Source organism: Arthrobacter sp. SPT-J7, assembly GCF_059089965.1.
Map to the genome: position 1 here is coordinate 1 of NZ_JBNHFF010000046.1, position 17,885 is coordinate 17,885.

16 protein-coding genes and 1 tRNA gene are annotated in these 17,885 nt (G+C 65.7%); all 17 read right to left on the reverse strand.

Annotated elements, in window-relative coordinates; genetic code table 11:
* Positions 1 to 261 precede the first annotated feature (261 nt).
* The 17 genes from AC5RWX_RS21355 to AC5RWX_RS21435 all read right to left on the reverse strand — a co-directional run bounded on the left by AC5RWX_RS21355 (position 262) and on the right by AC5RWX_RS21435 (position 17,667).
* Positions 262 to 335: transfer RNA gene (locus AC5RWX_RS21355), tRNA-Leu, on the reverse strand.
* A 20-nt stretch (positions 336 to 355) separates the two neighbouring features.
* On the reverse strand, positions 356 to 1,315 hold the full coding sequence (locus AC5RWX_RS21360; protein ID WP_494098311.1) for an N-acetyltransferase: 960 nt from the start codon (positions 1,313 to 1,315) through the stop codon (positions 356 to 358).
* Between the two features lie 155 nt (positions 1,316 to 1,470).
* Positions 1,471 to 2,955 carry an NAD(P)/FAD-dependent oxidoreductase gene (locus AC5RWX_RS21365; RefSeq protein WP_494098312.1) on the reverse strand — a complete coding sequence of 495 codons (1,485 nt, stop codon included), beginning with the start codon at positions 2,953 to 2,955 and terminating at the stop codon, positions 1,471 to 1,473.
* A gap of 59 nt (positions 2,956 to 3,014) precedes the next feature.
* On the reverse strand, positions 3,015 to 4,379 hold the full coding sequence (locus tag AC5RWX_RS21370; protein WP_494098324.1) for a S8 family serine peptidase: 1,365 nt from the start codon (positions 4,377 to 4,379) through the stop codon (positions 3,015 to 3,017).
* A gap of 27 nt (positions 4,380 to 4,406) precedes the next feature.
* Positions 4,407 to 5,354 (reverse strand): Ppx/GppA phosphatase family protein, encoded by a 948-nt coding sequence (locus AC5RWX_RS21375; protein WP_494098313.1) that lies wholly within the window; start codon positions 5,352 to 5,354, stop codon positions 4,407 to 4,409.
* Positions 5,351 to 6,022, reverse strand: a complete 672-nt coding sequence (locus AC5RWX_RS21380) for a DUF501 domain-containing protein (RefSeq protein ID WP_494098314.1) — start codon at positions 6,020 to 6,022, stop codon at positions 5,351 to 5,353. The genes AC5RWX_RS21375 and AC5RWX_RS21380 overlap by 4 nt, the downstream gene beginning before the upstream one ends.
* 28 nt (positions 6,023 to 6,050) lie before the next feature.
* Entirely contained in the window at positions 6,051 to 6,755 is a 705-nt protein-coding gene (locus AC5RWX_RS21385; protein WP_494098315.1) for an FtsB family cell division protein, read from the reverse strand.
* 124 nt (positions 6,756 to 6,879) lie between these two features.
* Positions 6,880 to 8,160, reverse strand: a complete 1,281-nt coding sequence (gene eno / locus AC5RWX_RS21390) for a phosphopyruvate hydratase (protein ID WP_079595716.1) — start codon at positions 8,158 to 8,160, stop codon at positions 6,880 to 6,882.
* A gap of 133 nt (positions 8,161 to 8,293) precedes the next feature.
* Positions 8,294 to 8,902, reverse strand: coding sequence for a MazG nucleotide pyrophosphohydrolase domain-containing protein (locus AC5RWX_RS21395; protein ID WP_494098325.1), 609 nt, complete (start codon positions 8,900 to 8,902; stop codon positions 8,294 to 8,296).
* A gap of 94 nt (positions 8,903 to 8,996) precedes the next feature.
* Positions 8,997 to 10,133 (reverse strand): adenosine deaminase, encoded by a 1,137-nt coding sequence (locus tag AC5RWX_RS21400; RefSeq protein WP_494098316.1) that lies wholly within the window; start codon positions 10,131 to 10,133, stop codon positions 8,997 to 8,999.
* 39 nt (positions 10,134 to 10,172) lie between these two features.
* Entirely contained in the window at positions 10,173 to 10,901 is a 729-nt protein-coding gene (locus AC5RWX_RS21405) for a DedA family protein (RefSeq protein ID WP_494098317.1), read from the reverse strand.
* A gap of 142 nt (positions 10,902 to 11,043) precedes the next feature.
* Positions 11,044 to 11,652 (reverse strand): DedA family protein, encoded by a 609-nt coding sequence (locus tag AC5RWX_RS21410; RefSeq protein ID WP_494098318.1) that lies wholly within the window; start codon positions 11,650 to 11,652, stop codon positions 11,044 to 11,046.
* 6 nt (positions 11,653 to 11,658) lie between these two features.
* A complete protein-coding gene (locus AC5RWX_RS21415; protein ID WP_494098319.1) occupies positions 11,659 to 12,990 on the reverse strand; it encodes a thymidine phosphorylase in 1,332 nt (443 codons plus the stop codon).
* Positions 12,987 to 13,412: a cytidine deaminase gene (locus AC5RWX_RS21420; protein WP_494098320.1), complete on the reverse strand. Its 426-nt coding sequence runs from the start codon at positions 13,410 to 13,412 to the stop codon at positions 12,987 to 12,989. The genes AC5RWX_RS21415 and AC5RWX_RS21420 overlap by 4 nt, the downstream gene beginning before the upstream one ends.
* Complete coding sequence (locus tag AC5RWX_RS21425; RefSeq protein WP_494098321.1) at positions 13,399 to 14,724, reverse strand: ABC transporter permease; 1,326 nt, start codon at positions 14,722 to 14,724, stop codon at positions 13,399 to 13,401. Before AC5RWX_RS21425 ends, AC5RWX_RS21420 begins: the two co-directional genes overlap by 14 nt.
* Positions 14,721 to 16,094 carry an ABC transporter permease gene (locus AC5RWX_RS21430; RefSeq protein WP_494098322.1) on the reverse strand — a complete coding sequence of 458 codons (1,374 nt, stop codon included), beginning with the start codon at positions 16,092 to 16,094 and terminating at the stop codon, positions 14,721 to 14,723. The genes AC5RWX_RS21425 and AC5RWX_RS21430 overlap by 4 nt, the downstream gene beginning before the upstream one ends.
* On the reverse strand, positions 16,087 to 17,667 hold the full coding sequence (locus AC5RWX_RS21435) for an ABC transporter ATP-binding protein (RefSeq protein WP_494098323.1): 1,581 nt from the start codon (positions 17,665 to 17,667) through the stop codon (positions 16,087 to 16,089). The genes AC5RWX_RS21430 and AC5RWX_RS21435 overlap by 8 nt, the downstream gene beginning before the upstream one ends.
* Positions 17,668 to 17,885: the final 218 nt, after the last annotated feature.

Here is a 17,885-nt window from a genome sequence, read left to right on the forward strand (position 1 = left end):
GTCAGCTTGGCAACGCGGGTTCCCGCCTGGGGGAATAAAGTCATTTACGAGCTCCTCGATCTAAAGGTGCGAACGGCCTTTGACACGAAAAATCAGGTGTTCCTGATTTAGCTTCAAGCTAGTGCATAACGGGGGCGAAGATAAGTGACTGAGATCACATCCTCATAACAGTCGTTGCATATGTGGAATTAAATGGGGGAAGCCGCCCGCGTTACGGACGGCTTCCTCTCCAGCCCGGCACTCTGCGCCAGGTTTGCCAAGTACCCCAGGTGGGACTCGAACCCACAACACGCGGATTTTAAGTCCGCTGCCTCTGCCAATTGGGCTACTGGGGCAACGGCTCCATGGTATCCCGTCAGAGACGCGTGAACGGTTCGGCATACCGGAAGGTCCCCCGGAGCCCACCGTGCCACAGGGCGAGCGGCAGAAGCTGGAAATTATCGCCCCAGGCCTCCTCCGGCGGAAACACACCCAGCGTGGCGGCCGGGACGAAACCGAAGCGGGAGTAGTAGTCGGGGCTGCCCAGCAGTGCGATGCCGATCTCCCCCGCGGCGTTGGCCCTGGCGATGCTCTCCTTCATCAGGGCGGAACCGATGCCCTGCCGCTGGAGCCGCGGCACGACTCCGATGGGCCCGAGGCCTAAAAGTTCCTGGTCCCCCACCCACCCGCGGGTGCTGATCACGTGCCCCACCACTTCGCCGTCAAGGACCGCAACCACGCTGAACTCCGGGAGGTACTCCTTAGCGTCAAAGAGTTCGCGGAGCACGTTGACTTCAACCGGTTTCCCGCCCGCCGGAAGCCCGGTGGTAGGTGAGATGGCGAAGGCGTCGGCTGTCAGGGCGAGGATCGCGTCCCGGTCGGCTGGAGTCTCGTCGCGCAGCACCAGACCGGGCCCGGGCAGCTGCGCATCCTGCACCTGCCGGCCCTGCCCGGCGAGTTCAGAGAGCACCTCAAGGGCGCGTGGCGCGTCGGCAACCGGGACCAGCAGGTGGTCGTGGTGGAACCCGGCCAGTACATTGCAGCTGATCCTGGCATCCGTGAGGGCCCTGCTGACGGCCGCGGTCAATCCCACGGCCTCCAGGGCCGAGTGGATCTGCAAGGTGATCCACGCGCCCACGAAGTCGTAGGTCAGGCCTTCCTTGTCCGCCTCCGATCGGGGCAGGACCACAGTGAGGCCCTCGGCTTCCCTGACAGCCGCTTCGACGCCGGCCGCCAGGGGCCGTCCGTGCGGCCACAGGACGTAAACGTATTCGCCGGGCCGCCGCACCGGGTGCATCCCTGCCAGCAGGGCACGGAGGTTCTTCTCGCCAGTCATGCTGCCCAGTCTAGAAGGCGCGGCCCGCTGCCGGGCTTAGGAGCCGCGCCTAGGGAGCCGCGCCTGGCCAGCCGCGCTGAGACAGCCGGGCAAAGGCAAACGGCGACCATCCCCGGAAGGGGACAGTCGCCGTCGTGCGCTAAAGCAGGGCCGTTCTACTTGGCGTTGGCCGTGACCGTTTCCTTTGGATCCACCTTGGTCTGCGCGGTGGAACCGGAGCCGCCGGCCACCGGGGCAGGGGTGTCCGCAGCAGGTGCGGCGGCCGGCTTTGGAGCCGGGGTAGCTGCTGCCACGAAGGCACCGCGGGGATTGTCCAGGTCCATCAGCTGCGTGGTGTCGCGGCCTGCGAAGAAGCTCAGGATCCAGTTGAGGATCACGCGGAACTTGCGCTCGAACGTGGGCATGGCCAGGCCGTGGTAGCCACGGTGCGCGAGCCAAGCGAGTCCGCCCTTGAGCCCAATGCTGCCCACGAGGTTGATGTTGGCAACACCCTTCCATTCGCCGAAACCGGCAACAGCACCGAGGTTCTTGTGCTTGTAGTCCTTCAGCGGCTTGTCCCAGCGGGAAGCCCACAGGTTCTTGGCGAGGCGCTTTGCCTGGCGGAGCGCGTGCTGGGCGTTGGGGACGCAGGTGCCGTCGGGAAGGCCCTTGCCGGTGAGGTCGGGAACAGCGGCGACGTCACCGGCTGCCCAGGCGTTATCGACGATGCCTTCATCGCCGGCAACCCGGAGGTCCGGCAGGACGCGGACGCGGCCGCGCGGCTCGAGCGGGAAGTCGGTGGACCGGACCATGGGGTTGGCCTGGACTCCGGCGGTCCACACGAGGGTGTCCGTTTCGAACTCCTGCGCGGGGGTCTTGTCCGGGAGGTTGATGAGCTTGAGGGTGCCCTCAGCATTGTCCAGTGACGTGTTGAGGAGTACCTCGATGCCGCGGCTGCGGAGGTGCTCCACAACCCATTCCGCCTGCTTGGCGGTAACTTCCGGCATGATCCGGCCCATTGCTTCAACCAGGACGAAGCGGACTTCCTCCTGCTTGATGCGCGGGTTGTTCCGCACGGCGGCCCGGGCGAGGTCTTCCATTTCGGTGATGCACTCGATGCCGGCGAACCCGCCGCCCACCACAACGAAGGTAAGGGCCTTGGCGCGGGCAGCGGGGTCGGTCATGGTGGAAGCAACTTCGATGCGCTCCAGGACCTTGTTGCGGAGGGCAACGGCTTCCTCGATGGTCTTCAGGCCGATGCCCTTGTCCGCGAGGCCCTTGATGGGGAACGTACGGGTGATGGCACCTGCGGCCATCACGACGTCGAAGTAGGGCACCTCGAAGTGGGGGCCGCCGTCGGCCGGAGCCACCACAGCTGTGCGGTTGGCGTGGTCGATCGACGTCACGCGGCCCTGGATCAGTTCAGTCTGCTTGAGGTGCTTGCGGTGGGAGACCACGGCATGGCGCGCCTCGATGTTGCCGCCGGCCACCTCGGGCAGGAACGGCTGGTAGGTCATGTAGGGCAGTGGATCCACGAGGGTGACGATGCCACCGGCATTCGCGATCTTCTTCTGCAGTTTGAGTGCTACGTACAGGCCGACGTACCCGCCGCCGACGACGAGTACCCGGGGACGGTCCTGGAGCTCTGGGGTGGTTGCCATAATTTAAGGATACAGCAGTTTGTGAAAGTCTTCACTAACTGCCGGACAGCCTTTCCCCCTCAGGTTTTGCGGCCGGAATCCACACTGTCCATCACACCGGCATCGGGCTCCTCGGCCACCCCTGCCGGGCTCCTTGCCGCCCGCCGGAGTTGAATAACGGCTGCCGCGATGATCGCCACGAACAACAGGCTGAACCCGATCACGACGGCGGCGCCGAGGGCACTGTCCCGCTGCGACGGCGCCTCGGCCGCAGGGACAGTTGCCTCCGGCAAAGTTGGCATCGCACTGGGAACCTCCGAAGTAGGAAGCGGAGCCGGAGTGGCCAGGTTGCCCCGCCGGTGCACGCGGATCCATTCGGCGATGGACCCCAGCGGGTTGGCGCTGACTTCGGGGACTGTGGCCTTCAAAGCTGCCTCGGCGTCGAGCACGCCGAAGCCGTAGAGGGGATCTTTGCCGGGGTCTCCGGCGTCCTTTGCCGTTGACACTATTCTGTTAATGACCTGCTCGGCGGACATGGACGGCCACTTGGACCGGATCAACGCCGCAACGCCGGCAACAATGGGCGTGGCACCGGAGGTTCCTGCCCATTCCGCATAGCCGCCGCCGGGAACGCCGCCGAGAAGGTTTTCCGCCGGGGCCGCAACGCCGATACTGATCCCCTGCGAAGACGCGTCAACGCTGGCCGCGCCCTTGCGGTCCAGGCCGGCGACGGTGAGGACCCCCGGAATGGTGGCGGGAGCACCAACTTGCATGTTGCCACCCACCCGGTTGCCGGCCGCAGCCACGATCACTACGTCTTTTTGCTCGGCGTAGAGAAAAGCGGCGTCCCAGCTCTGCGGCCACTGCGGGGTGGTGCTGCCCAGGGAAATGTTGATGACCTTGGCGCCGTTGTCCACCGCCCAGCGGACTGCCTCGGGAATCTGGTCCTGGTCGCTCTTGCCTGAGGGGTTCGTTGAGCCCAGCCACGTGGACACAGCAAGAATCTGGGCCTCCGGGGCGACGCCTACGATTCCGTCCGGCGGCAGCGCTGCGGGGCCGGGTGATGGACTGGCAGTGGCGTCCGCGGGCTGATGGCCGCGTCCTGCCAGCATGGTGGCCACAAGGGTGCCGTGTTCGGTTTTGGAGCCCACGCCCTTTTGTCCATCGGGCTGGCCGGAACCGGAGGCGTCGTAACCGCCGGTCACGGCTCCCTTCAGGTCGGGATGCCGGGCGTCCACACCGCTGTCTATGACGGCAACTTTCACTCCGGCGCCCTTGGAAACCTCCCACGCCTTGGTGATGCCGGCCTCGGCCAGCCAGTACTGTTTGTCGCGCCATTCGTCCGCGTGCGAGGCGGTGGCTGTGAATAGGCCGTTGATGAGGCAGCCGCCTGCCAGGACCAGCGCGAGCAGGGCTGCGCCGCCCCGGCCAAGCTGTGTCCTCATTCCCATGGTGTGTTTCTGCATGGGCCGTCAGCCGATGCTCAGGGCGATGCCGTCGAGGATGTCGTGTTCGCTGGCGGTGGCTGTTGCGATGCGCCCACCGGTCAAGGCAGCCAGCTGCTCAAGGATGCGGCGCCAGACCAGCCCGCCTGCGCCGATGACATCCACCCGGCCCGGGTGCATGTAGGGCAGCGCGGCGCGGTCCGAGCGGGCCATGGTGAGGAGATCCGTAGCGGCGTCCCGGACTGTATCCAGGGGCAGTTCAGTCCCGTGGATGGCGTTGGGCGAATATTCGGTCAGCCGGAGCGCGTGTGCAGTGATGGTGGTGATGGAACCGGCAACCCCGACGACGGCGGTGGCGCGTTCCAGCGGAACGTCCTGCCCAGCGCGGGCGATGGCGGCGTCCACATCAGCTTCCGCAGCGGCTATCTGTTCGGGAGTGGGCGGGTCCTGGCGCAGATGCCGTTCGGTCAGCCTCACACAGCCGATGTCCACAGACTTGGCTGCCGTTACCCCGGCTGCCGTGCCCAGGACGAATTCGGTGCTTCCGCCGCCCAAGTCAACCACCAGCACCTCCTGGCCGTCCAGGATGGGCAGGACGCTGCTGGCACCGGCAAAGGACAGCGCGGCTTCCTCGTCGCCGGAGATGACCTCAGGTTCCACCCCAAGGAGTTCCCGGATGCCGCCCACGAAGACGTCCCGGTTCCGCGCGTCGCGGCTGGCGGAGGTGGCAACGAAACGCAGCTTTTGGGCACCGTGCTCACGGATCAGGCGGGCGTACTCGCCGGCCGCCGCAAAGGTACGTTCCAGCGCCTCGGGAGCCAGTTCGCCGGTCGCGTCCACTCCCTGGCCCAGCCGCACCACCCGCATCTCGCGCACGACGTCCTTGAGGCGGGTGGTCCCGTTGCTGCATTCGACATCGGCGATAAGGAGGCGGATGGAGTTGGTGCCGCAGTCGATGGCGGCGACGCGCGTCATTCCCCGGCCTCTGCGGTACCGGAGGTCTTCCGAACCGGCGCGGGCCGGCCTACGATATCCGGCAGCCCCTGCGGCCCGTGGCGGCTGAGGTCCCGGGACGGGGCTTCCCCGGTGGTGTCCCATGCGCCTTCGCAGTAGCACCTGTCCGAGGTCCACCACTCGCTGATTGCTGACAGGGCCTGGTCCCCCAGTGGGTTGACTCCCGGCCCCGCCGCGAGTGAATGCCCCACCAGCACATGCAAGCACTTGACGCGGGTGGGCATGCCGCCGGCGGAGATCCCGTCGATTTCTGGGACGGCTCCGATGCCGGAGCGTTCACCGATGTCCGAGCGTGCCTCCAGGTAAGCGTTGTGCGCGGAGCGGTACGCTGCGGCCAGTACATCATCGCCGGCCAGTTGCTCGTTCATCACGTTCATCACGCCCGCGGCTTCGAGCCGCGAAACCGCAGATGTAATGACCGGATGCGTCAGGTAGAAGGTGGTGGGGAACGGGGTTCCGTTGCCGAGACGGGGAGCGGTGGCGGCCACCAGCGGGTTGCCGCAGACGCAGCGCGCGGGAATCTCCACCACGTCACGGACCGGCCGTCCCAGCTGTCGGCTCAGTACTTCCAGGTCTCGCGGTGATGGCTGGCGGGATTCGTCCCGGGCGGCTGGCGTGTTGGGTTCCACTGTCGCGGGCCGTCCTTCCTTTTGCGGTTCAGTCTGTGGCCGCGCGCGTGATGGACTCCCACAGGGAATCCACCCACGGCAGATCGGCGGGGTCTTGTGCTGCTGCGCCGGTCTGGCTACTGCTCTCTCCGGCCGGCAGATCGCTGCCGAAGACCCAGTAGCCGGCTTCACCCGGCATAACCATGTTAATGCGGTCACGGGCCTGCTGTTTCACGTAGTTGGGGTCCTGCCAGCGGGAAACCTGCTGCCGCAGGCTGTCGCCTTCGGCCGCGCGCGCGGCAATGTCTGCGTTCAGGGCTGCGATTTCAGCCCTCTTGTCGAAGAAAATCTTCACCGTGGGCGCCAGCATGATGGTGATGGCTATCATGACCACGGCCAGCGCGAGCATCCGTCCGGAAAACGCCTTTGCCGGGACGGGCTGTTGGTCTTCGGGCGTTTCGGAGCCGGCCGCATGGGAGGCGTCTGGGGCACTGCTCCCCTTCCCACCGCCTGCAGGCGGGGTGACGCCGTGCGGTCCCGGAGCATTCCTGGAAGCCTGCGGGTGGCCACCCACTGAGTTGCCCGCCGTCGGTGCCGCAGCTTTCCCGGCGGCGCCGTCAGTGCCTGGCTTTTCCGTGGCGGAACCGAAATCCGCCCGGATGACATCGGCGTCGCCGTCCGTTTCCTGGCCTGACCGCGTTGTGCCCGAACGGGAAGAGGCGACCTTTGGGACTTTGGGACGGCGGGTAGCCATGACACTCCTGAAACGCGCAGCCTGCCTGGGCCGCCACTAGCTGGGCTGAAACTAATACTGCCGAAACAACAACGGTGGCTATGGTCTTTCAACCATAGCCACCGCTTCGCCGTTTATGCGGCTACTAGCCCTTGAAACGCGGGAACGCGCTGCGGCCTGCATAGCGGGCGGCGTCGTCCAGTTCCTCTTCGATGCGCAGCAACTGGTTGTACTTGGCAACGCGCTCTGAGCGGGCCGGTGCGCCGGTCTTGATCTGGCCGGCATTGGTGGCTACCGAGATGTCGGCGATGGTGGTGTCCTCGGTTTCGCCGGAGCGGTGCGAGGTGATGGTGGTGTAGCCGGCGCGCTGGGCGAGGCTCACGGCGTCAAGCGTTTCGGTGAGGGAACCGATCTGGTTGACCTTGACCAGCAGCGAGTTGGCGGTCTTGGTGTCGATGCCGCGCTGCAGGATGGAGGGGTTGGTGACGAACAGGTCATCGCCCACCAGCTGCACCTTGTCACCGATGGAGTCGGTGAGGGTCTTCCAGCCGTCCCAGTCATTTTCGTCCAGCGGGTCTTCGATGGAGACCAGCGGGTAGTCAGCGACGAGTTCGGTGTAGTACGCGCTCATCTCGGCGGAGGTCAGCGACTTGCCTTCGAACTGGTAGGCGCCGTCGGTGAAGAACTCGGAGGAGGCAACGTCCAGGGCCAGCGCGATGTCCTTGCCCGGGGTGTAGCCGGCGTTCTTGATCGCTTCCTGGATCAGGTCCAGGGCTGCACGGTTGGACGGCAGGTTCGGGGCGAAGCCGCCTTCATCGCCCAGGCCGGTGGCGAGGCCCTTTTCCTTCAGCACTGACTTGAGGGCGTGATAAACCTCAACGCCCCAGCGCAGGCCTTCGGAGAAGGTTTCGGCACCCAGCGGGACAACCATGAATTCCTGGATGTCGACGTCGGAATCGGCGTGCGAGCCGCCGTTGAGGATGTTCATCAGCGGAACCGGCAGGACGTGGGCGTTCGGGCCGCCGAGGTACTTGTACAGGGGCAGGTCCGCCGAGGCGGCAGCTGCGTTCGCAACGGCCAGTGACACGCCCAGGATGGCGTTTGCGCCCAGCTTGCCCTTGTTCGGCGTGCCGTCAAGGTCCAGCATGGCCTGGTCGATGCTGCGCTGGTCCGTGGCGTCGAAGCCGGTCAGGGCCGGGGCGATCTGGTCGATGATGGCGTCAACAGCCTTCTGGACGCCCTTGCCGAGGTAACGGCCCTTGTCGCCGTCACGCAGCTCAACGGCTTCATGCTCACCGGTGGAGGCACCGGACGGGACTGCAGCGCGGCCGATCTGGCCGTCGGAGAGCAGTACTTCAACTTCTACTGTCGGATTGCCGCGGGAATCAAGAATCTCGCGGGCGTGGATGGCATCGATAAGCGCCATGAATTTGCTCCTTATGGGCGATTAACGGGGAAAATACAGCTGAAAACTCGACGTACTCGTCACGGACCAGCGTAGTCGAGAGTGGTCCGGGTTACGGAAACCTATCCAGCCCCCGGACGTCATGATGGTGCGGTTATCTCTGTTGGTGCTGCTCGGGGACGCTCTGCTGGTAGGCACGGACCGCGCCCCGCAGCGCGCGCTCCGCGTCGAATCCATTGGCATGGGCGGAACGCACGACGGCGAGCAGCAGCTCGCCGAGCTCTTCTTCCGTTCCCGGAATGGGAGCTGACGGCGGAATGCCAGTGCCCGCCCTGACCGCCCGGTCGATGGACTTCTGCGCCCGGGCCAGCGCCGGGAGGGCCTGCGGGATCCCCTCAAACGGATCCCGCCGCTCCGGCCGCTCGGCCCGCTTCACGGCGTCCCACTTTTGCACGATCTCATCAATGGTGGCCGGAAAGGTGTCCTGCAGGCTGCCGTCCGGACGGAACACATGGGGGTTCCGGCGGACCATCTTGGCACTGAGCCCGCGCGCGACGTCGTCGAACCTGAAGGCGCCGCGCTCCTCGGCAAGCCGGGCGTGCAGCACCACCTGGAGCAGGACGTCGCCCAGCTCGCCCCGGAGTTCGGCGTCGGCTGCTTCTGTTGTGGTGCCGCCGCCGGTACCGGCCTCGATCGTTTCGGCGACCTCATAGGCCTCCTCCAGGAGGTACTCCACCAGCGACGCATGGGTAAGCGCCCCCATCCAGGGGCAGTGCTCCCGCAGGGCAGCAACTATCCCTAGCAGCTCCCCCAGCTCCCCCAGCTCCCCCACCGGGGAGCTGCCGGGGTTCGGCTCGTTAGCCAAGGTTCGCGTAGGCGTCGTTGATGTACTCCACCAGGGCTTCCTTTTCCTCCAGCGGCAGGAAGGATGCCTCGGCAGCGTTGAGCGTCAGCTCCAGCAGGTCATCGAGGTCGTAGTCGAAGGTCTCCACCAGGAGGTCGAACTCGTCGGTCAGGGTGACCCCGCTCATCAGGCGGTTGTCGGTGTTGATGGTGACGTTGAAGCCCAGCTGGTACAGCATGTCCAACGGGTGGCTTTCGATGCCATCGCCGAACCCGGCGACCGCACCGGTCTGGAGGTTGGAGGACGGGCAGATTTCCAGGGCAATGCCGCGGTCGCGAACCCAACTGGAGAGGTCGCCGAGCGTCACCAGCCCAATGGTGCCCTCGGTCTCGTCATCGTCGTCGAACTCCACCATGATGTCCTCCGCGATCCTGACGCCGTGGCCCAGCCGGAGCGCCCGGCCGTCCACCAGGGCGGACTGGATGCTTTCCAAGCCGGCAGCCTCGCCCGCATGCACGGTGGCCGGGAAGTTGTTCTGGGCCAGGTAGGTGAAGGCCTCCCTGAAGCGCGAGGGCAGGAAGCCGTCTTCGGCTCCGGCGATGTCAAACCCCACGGCGCCTTTGTTGCGGTGGCGGACAGCGAGTTCAGCGATCTCCTGGCCGCGGTCTGCGTGGCGCATGGCCGTGATGAGCTGGCCCACCTGGATTTCGCGTCCGGTCTCCCCTACGGCCTCGACGCCGGCCTCAAGGCCTTCCTGCACCGCTTCCACGGCTTCGTCCAGTGTGAGGCCCTTCTGCAGGTGCTGCTCGGGGGCCCACCGTACTTCGCCGTACACCACGCCGTCGTCAGCGAGGTCCTCAACGAATTCCTTGGCGACGCGGAAGAGGCCTTCGGCGGTCTGCATCACGGCCACGGTGTGGTCGAACGTCTCCAGATACCGGACGAGGGAGCCGGAATCTGCGGACTCGCGGAACCATTCGCCCAGCGCGACCGGGTCGGTCGATGGGAGGGTGTGGTTAACTGCCTCGGCCAGTTCGATGATGGTGGCCGGACGGAGTCCTCCGTCCAGGTGGTCGTGAAGTGAAACCTTTGGGAGGTTTTTCAGGTCAAAATCGATGGCAGGGGCAGCGTCAACAATAGGCTCAGTCACCTTCCCACCTTAGGGTGGGCAGGGGTTCAATGCCAGCGGCTAGGTGGCGGCGGGCTTGCCGTCCGCGGCTGCGGGTGCCATGACGGCGGCGCCGCCGGTTTGGGTGTCCCGTGCCCCGTCCGGACCGCCGTCAAGCCACTCATCCGCCTCTTTGGCGTCATTGCGGGCAAGATGCTTGTGCCACCACCGGAGCAGGTGGTCGATGAGGATGCCCAGCACAATGGCAAACACCACTGCGATCCCCGCACTGAGCAGGGGGTTGTGGTGCAGCCACGGGAAGGAACTGGCCAGCAGGCCGATGCCGATGGAGTAACCCACCCACGTGATGCAGGCGAAGGCGTCCAGCAGGAAGAAGCGGCGGTGGGCGAAGCCAGTGCTTCCAGCGACGTAGTTGACGGCCACCCGGCCCCAGGGGATATAGCGGGCCGTGAAGATCAGCACCGCACCGCGCTTCTCCAGTTCATAGCGGGCCCAGCCGAAGGCCTTCTGGACCTTGGCCCGTCGCATCCATTTCCACCGGTTAAGGCCAATCCGGCGTCCGAGCATAAAGGCCATGTTGTCGCCGGCGATGGCGCCGACCAGCGCGGTGATGCCGAGGATCCAGAGATTGGGTTCCCCGCTGTGCCTGGAGAACGCCGCAAGGGCCACGATGAGGGTCTCGCTGGGGACCACCATGGCGAAGCCGTCCACGAAAAAGAACAGCAGCAGTACCGGGTATATCCACCACTGCCCCGCTGCATGGAGCACGGCCTCATTAATAAACTCCACGCGGTCTTGCTCCTATGCAAAATGGCATCGACCAAAGTGACGCAGCCAAAGCGGAAATCGTTCCTAAGTGTCCCACGACGGCGGCGCAATACGCTACGCCCCTGCCTGCCCGAACAACGGTTTAACTAAGCTTCCGGTTCCTTCATCTGCCCATGGGCGCCCTTCGCTGAACCCGGCTGATGACGAGGTCCACCACGATCCCGAGCGCCACTGCGCAGATGATGGCGATGACGGCGCCAAGGAGGTGATTGTCTTCAAACCACTGGCCGAAGAACAGCCCGATCCCTACCGAATAGGCCGCCCACAGGGTGGCCGAGAGGACGGTCAGCCCCACGAAACGCAGATGCGGATAATGGGTAACCCCGGCCGTGAGGTTGACCGCTACCCGGCCGATCGGTACGAACCGTGCCACGAGGATGAGCGAGGCCGGGCGTTTGCGCAGCTCCCGGCCTGCCCACCGGAAGGCGCTTTGCATGCGCGGGCCCCGCATCCATGCCCAGCGCCGGGTGCCCACCCTGCGTCCGATCAGGTACGCGATGTTGTCGCCGGTAAAGGCGCCAAGGGCCGCCACCAGCATCAGGAGCCAGGGGTTGGGTACATCAGCGGTGGCAGCCACAGCCGAGAGACCAACCACCACGGATTCACTCGGTACGGGCGGAAAGAAGCCGTCAATGATGCAGCAGGCCAGGACAAGGAACAGCACCCAGGGCTGTCCGGCCGCGGCGAGGATGAAGTCATTGATGGCCTGCATGGGTCCCTATGCTATGCGGTCGATGATCAGCCGCTGTGCCGGCCGCGATCCCTCGGGTGCGATGACGGCTGCGGTCTCCAGTGCTTCCCTGGCTCTGGCAAACCGTTCCGGGGTGTCCGTGAGCAGGGTCATCAGGGGCTCTCCCGCCCGCACCACGGCGCCGGGCTTGGCATGCATCCGGACTCCCGCGCCTGCCTGCACGGCGTCTTCCTTCCGTGCCCGCCCTGCGCCGAGCCGCCAGGCTGCCACCCCCACGGCAAGGGCGTCGAGTTCCACCAGCACCCCGTCGGCCGGGGCGTATACCACCTCAGACTCCCTGGCCACCGGCAGCTTGGCCCGCGGGTCGCCGCCCTGCGCCTCGATCATCCGGTTCCAGACGTCCATGGCACGGCCGTCTTTGAGCGCGGCGGCGGGATCGGCGTCGTGCACTCCTGCAGCGGCGAGCATTTCCTCGGCGAGCCGGACCGTCAGCTCCACCACATCGCCGGGGCCGCCGCCCGCCAGCACCTCGACGGATTCCTCCACTTCGATGGCGTTGCCCGCGGTCAGGCCCAGGGGCGTGCTCATGTTGGTGAGGAGGGCCACGGTGTTCACTCCGGCATCCTTACCAAGCGCCACCATGGTCTCCGCCAGCTCGCGGGCCCTAATTTCATCCTTCATAAAGGCACCGCTGCCCACCTTCACGTCCAGGACCAGCGAGCCGGTGCCCTCGGCGATCTTCTTGCTCATGATGGACGACGCGATGAGCGGGATGGCCTCGACCGTGCCGGTAACGTCTCGGAGTGCGTAGAGCTTTCTGTCCGCCGGGGCCAGGCCCGCGCCCGCTGCGCAGATGACGGCGCCCACGTCCTGGAGCTGGGCCAGTATCTCCTCGTTGCTGAGGGAGGCCCGCCAGCCGGGAATGGCCTCCAGCTTGTCCAGCGTGCCGCCGGTGTGGCCCAGTCCCCGGCCGGAAAGCTGGGGAACGGCGACGCCGAACACGGCTACCAATGGCGCCAGCGGCAGGGTTATTTTATCCCCCACGCCTCCGGTGGAGTGCTTGTCCGAGGTGTACTTCAGCCCGCCGTCCGGGCGGCGCAGGCTGGAAAAGTCCATCCGCTCGCCGGAAGCGATCATCGCCGCCGTCCACCGGGCAATTTCGCTGCGGTTCATGCCATTGAGCAGGATAGCCATGTTCAAGGCGGCCATCTGCTCGTCCGCGATGACTCCCCGCGTGTAGGCGTCAATGGTCCAGTCGATCTGGTCCGGGCTCAGGGTGCCTTTATCCCGCTTAATGCGGATGATGTCGACGGCGTCGAACGCTTCTGGCCTGTTGTTCGCTGCGCGGGTGTCTGTCACCGGGTTTCCTCCAGGTGTTCGGGACCGAAGGCGTCTGGCAGCACCTGGTCCATGGTCTTGATGCCTTGGGTGGTCATAAGCTCCATGCCGGGGGCACGGAATTCGTACAGCAGCTGGCGGCAGCGCCCGCACGGCATCAGGACGTTGCCGGCGCCGTCCACGCAGTAGAACGCGCGGAGCAGGCCGCCGCCGGTCATGTGCAGGTCGCCCACCAGCGCGCATTCGGCGCACAGCGTGAGGCCATAGCTCGCGTTCTCCACGTTGCAGCCGCTGACGATCCGGCCGTCTGACGTCAGGGCTGCCGCCCCGACCGGGAACTTGGAGTAAGGGGTGTACGCCTTTAGCATGGCTTCGACGGCGGCGGCTTCCAGTGCGGGCCAGTCCACGTCCCCTCGGGCGGCCACGCCGTCAACCCTTGACATACGGGATGCCGCTGGCTGCCGGCCCTCGTGACTTGCCCACCAGCCCGGCCACGGCGAGAACCGTCACCAGGTAGGGCAGCATGGCCATGAACTGGCTGGGCACGGGGGTGCCGATGATCGTCACGATGCTTTGCAGGTTGTCTGCGAACCCGAAGAGCAGGGCGGCGAAGAAAGCACCGATGGGGTTCCACCGGCCAAAGATGAGGGCAGCCAGCGCGATAAAGCCGCGGCCGCCGGAGATCTCTTTGGTGAAGCTGTCGATGGCCACCAGGGTGAAAAAGGACCCGCCGATGCCGGCTACTGCCCCGCCCAGGGTGACGTTCCAGAACCGGGTGGCGTTCACGTTGATGCCGAGGGTGTCGGCCGCCTGCGGGTGTTCACCGACAGCGCGTACCCGCAGGCCCCAACGGGTTTTGAAGAGGCCTACCCAGACCACCAGGACCGCGATGTACATCAGGTAGCCCACCAGCGATTGGCGGAAAAGGATGGGGCCGATGATGGGGATGCTGGACAGCACGGGAATCTCGATGATGTCCAGACCGGGAGGCGAATTGAACTGTGCCTTGTTGGCCTGCATAACAGTGCTGAACAGGAACCCCGTAACGCCGGAGACCAGGACGTTCAGCACCACGCCCACGATGATCTGGTTGACGAGGTACTTGATGCTGAACAGGGCCAGCACCATGGAGACGACGGCACCGGCCACGGCGGCGGCCAGCAACCCGATGAAGGGGTTCTGGGTCATACTCGCAACGATGGCTGCGGTGAATGCACCGCCGAGGAGCTGGCCCTCGATGGCGATGTTGACCACGCCCACCCGTTCACACAGGACGCCGGAGAGCGAACCGAACACCAGCGGGACGGCAAGGGTGACGGACCCGGCAATGAGCCCGGCCAGCGAGATGCTTGGGGTGCGGGCACCGCCCACCACCCAGATAAGGAAGGCGGCCACGAACAGGACAATGAAGGTAACGCTCAGCCAGCCCGGGGCGGGCCGGTCCTGGGTCTTGAGGTACACCGCGTAGGCTGCGAGGCCCAACAGGAGGACGGACAACGCGATGCCCCCGGCGAACGCGTTCACCTCCAGGGCTGGCAGCTGGAAAAAGTCCTCGCCCGTGGAGATGCCGAAACTGGCGGTCTGGTTGGGTGCCATCAGGCCAAAGAAGATCAGGGCGATCAGTCCGAACGCGGCCAGCAGGACCGGCGTGCGCCAGGTTACCGGTTTGGCGGAGACCGCCGCAGGGCCGGTGGCACCCGAGGTTTCACCCGGCTGTGGTTTCCCGGGGAGGGGCGACGATACTTTTGTGCTCATGCTGCACCTCCTGTTGTGGCTGCCTGGCGGGACTTGGCCGCACGGGCAGGCTTCTTGCGGCGGGGGTTCAGGCCGAAGACGGCCCGGACCAGCGGCGGAGCCGCAATGAAGAGGACGATCAGGGACTGGACCACCAGGACGATATCGATGGGGGTTCCGGTCTGGATCTGCATCTGGACGGCCCCGGCGCGGAAGGCGCCGAACAGCAGGCCGGCAGCGAAGGTACCCCACGGCGTCGAACGTCCCAGCAGGGCAACGGTGATGGCGTCGAATCCATAGGTGGCTGCCACTCCATCGGTGAGGACTTTCTCCGTGCCTGCCACCTGGGCGACGCCTGACATGCCGGCGAGTCCACCGGCAATGGCCATCACCAGGATGGTGGAGCGGGACACGTTGATGCCTGCGGTTTGTGCAGCTTTGGGGTTGGCGCCGACGGCACGGAACTCGAAGCCCACCGTGGAGCGGTTCAGGAGCCACCACACAAGCACTGTGGCAGCGATGGCCAGGAGGAAGCCCAGGTGCAGCCGGTACTGGGTGCCGAAGATCTGGGGGTACACGGCGGTGGGATCCAGGATGGGCGAAATGGGGTTCGTCTCCCCGGGCCGCTGGAAGGCCGGAGTGTTCAGCAGGTACCGCAGGAAGTACAGCGCGATGTAGTTGAACATAATGGTCAGGATGACTTCATGGGCGCCCGTCCTCGCTTTAAGCAGCCCCACCAGTCCGCCCCAGAACGCGCCGCCGATGATGCCGGCCACCAGGACCAGCAGCAGGTGCAGCCCCAAGGGCAGGTGCAGCGCGAAGCCGACCCAGGCGGCAAGGATGCCGGCCACGATGATCTGTCCCTGTGCACCGATGTTGAAGAGTCCGGCCCGGAAGGCAAGGGCTACGCCGAGGCCGGCCGTTATCAGCGGCGTGGCAATGGTGAGCGTCTCCATGAACGGTGCGAACTGGGCCGCAACACTGTTGCCCCGGGGGTTGAAGACCGAACCCTGGAACAGCGCCACGTACGAGCGTGTAGCGGCATTCCAGACCGCTGACAGGAAATCAGTGGGACGTGCAAAGAGGTACGTGGAGGTGGTGGCCACCTGCTTGTCGGTGCTGGCTATCAGGAGGCCGCCGATGACCAGGGCGAGCAGTACGGCTAGGACCGAGACCATGCCGCTCCCGGTAAAGATCCTGCGGAGCAGCGTGTCCTGGCCGCCCGGGAGCTGCCCGCTTTGGGCAGTGGCCGGAACGGCGGAGGGCTCCATGGCGCCGCCGGCAGTGTCAACGGATACGACGGCGGCCGTCTCCTCTGCAGCGGGTGTGGCGTCCTGCGCTTTGCCGCTGTGGTCGCCGGCCGCGTGCTTGGGGGGATGCTTGTCAGACATGGTCGCCTCCTTCGGCGTCGGAAGTGGAGGCCGTGGCAGCGGAGGACGCCTGCCCCGTTGGATGGGCATGCTCCTCCGGCCGGATTCCCGCCATCATCAGGCCCAGCACGTCGCGGCTGGTGCCGGCAGGTACGATGCCCACCAGCTTGCCTTTGTAGAGCACCGCGATCCGGTCGGCCAGTTCCATGACCTCGTCCAACTCGGTGGAGATGATCATCACCGGGGTGCCCTGGTCCCGCTCTGAGACGATCCGGCGGTGCAGGAACTCGATGGACCCCACATCAACGCCACGGGTGGGCTGGGAGGCGATGAACAGCCGCAGAGGGCGGGAGAGCTCGCGCGCCATCACCACTTTCTGCTGGTTGCCGCCGGACAACGTACCTGCGGCGGCAGCGGCCGAGGGCGTCCGGACGTCGAATTCGCCGATACGGGCCTTCGCGTTTTCCAGAATCTTCGCCGGGCTCATGCTGATGCCCTTCGCGAAGGGAGGCTTGTCATAGAGGTCAAGGACCAGGTTCTCAGCCACGGAGAAAGTGCCCACCAGCCCGTCCACCTTGCGGTCTTCCGGCACGAATCCGACGCCGGCGTGCAGGACTTCCTTCACGGACCGGCCCAGCAGCTCCTTGCCGTCCAGTCTTATGGATCCGGAGACCCGGTCCTGGAGGCCAAGGATGGCCTCGGTGAGTTCGGTCTGGCCGTTGCCCTGCACGCCGGCTACTGCCAGGATTTCGCCGCGGGCGATGTCGAAGCTGAGGCCGTCCACAACGTGCTGGCCATTGGGAGCGATGACGGTGAGGTCCCGGACTTCGAAGGTTTTCTCCTTCGGCTGGGCGGGTGCTTTGTCCAGGGTGAGGCTGACGGCCCGGCCCACCATCATGGAGGCGAGTTCGGCAGTGGGGGCAGCGGGGTCCGCAGTGCCCACTACCTTTCCGCGCCTGATCACGGTGATGGTGTCCGAGACTTCCTTTACTTCCCGCAGCTTGTGGGAAATAAAGACGATGGACGTGCCGCTGGCTTTGAGCTGGCGCATGATGTCGAGCAGTTCGTCAGTTTCCTGGGGTGTCAGGACGGCCGTGGGCTCGTCGAGGATCAGGACCCTGGCGTTGCGGACCAGTGCCTTGATGATTTCGACGCGCTGCTGGACGCCCACCGGCAGGTCCTCCACCAGGGCGTCCGGATCAACGTCGAAGCCGTATTGATCGGAGATTTCCTTGATCCGGCGGCGCGTTTCCTCCAGGTTGAGGAAGCCGGCGGCCTTGGTGGGTTCTGCGCCCAGCGCCACGTTCTCGGCCACCGTGAAGACGGGGACCAGCATGAAGTGCTGGTGCACCATCCCGATCCCGGCGGCCATCGCATCGCCGGGTCCGCGGAAGGACACCGCTTTATCGTCGATGAGGATTTCACCCTCGGACGGCTCGTAGAGGCCGTACAGCACATTCATCAGGGTGGATTTTCCGGCCCCGTTCTCGCCGAGAAGGCAATGTATTTGTCCGGGCTCAACCACCACGTCGATGTGGTCGTTGGCGAGCAGGGTCCCGAAGCGTTTGGTGATCCCTCTGAGTTCAAGTTTCAAAACTCTCTGACCAATCTCGAAGCGTCCAGTGATCGACCGGACGGGTATGTGGCTGCAGCACCAGCCTAGTGGGTGCAGTCGGAGGATGAGCGGGCGGTAACCCGAAAGAGGAGGGCAACAGCAAAAAGCGCCACCGCCCGGCCAGTCATTGACCAACCGGGGGTGGCGCTTCAAGCGGGAATCAGGCCTTGGGGCTGGCGGCGGACTCCACCTTCAGC

What these genes read in the sequence shown, in the direction of transcription:
- AC5RWX_RS21360 (WP_494098311.1), bottom strand. Translation starts at nt 1,315, where the DNA reads ATGACTGGCGAGAAGAACCTCCGTGCCCTGCTGGCAGGGATGCACCCG.
- AC5RWX_RS21365 (WP_494098312.1), bottom strand. Translation starts at nt 2,955, where the DNA reads ATGGCAACCACCCCAGAGCTCCAGGACCGTCCCCGGGTACTCGTCGTC.
- AC5RWX_RS21370 (WP_494098324.1), bottom strand. Translation starts at nt 4,379, where the DNA reads ATGAGGACACAGCTTGGCCGGGGCGGCGCAGCCCTGCTCGCGCTGGTC.
- AC5RWX_RS21375 (WP_494098313.1), bottom strand. Translation starts at nt 5,354, where the DNA reads ATGACGCGCGTCGCCGCCATCGACTGCGGCACCAACTCCATCCGCCTC.
- AC5RWX_RS21385 (WP_494098315.1), bottom strand. Translation starts at nt 6,755, where the DNA reads ATGGCTACCCGCCGTCCCAAAGTCCCAAAGGTCGCCTCTTCCCGTTCG.
- eno (WP_079595716.1), bottom strand. Translation starts at nt 8,160, where the DNA reads ATGGCGCTTATCGATGCCATCCACGCCCGCGAGATTCTTGATTCCCGC.
- AC5RWX_RS21395 (WP_494098325.1), bottom strand. Translation starts at nt 8,902, where the DNA reads ATGGGGGCGCTTACCCATGCGTCGCTGGTGGAGTACCTCCTGGAGGAG.
- AC5RWX_RS21410 (WP_494098318.1), bottom strand. Translation starts at nt 11,652, where the DNA reads ATGCAGGCCATCAATGACTTCATCCTCGCCGCGGCCGGACAGCCCTGG.
- AC5RWX_RS21420 (WP_494098320.1), bottom strand. Translation starts at nt 13,412, where the DNA reads ATGTCAAGGGTTGACGGCGTGGCCGCCCGAGGGGACGTGGACTGGCCC.
- AC5RWX_RS21425 (WP_494098321.1), bottom strand. Translation starts at nt 14,724, where the DNA reads ATGAGCACAAAAGTATCGTCGCCCCTCCCCGGGAAACCACAGCCGGGT.
- AC5RWX_RS21430 (WP_494098322.1), bottom strand. Translation starts at nt 16,094, where the DNA reads ATGTCTGACAAGCATCCCCCCAAGCACGCGGCCGGCGACCACAGCGGC.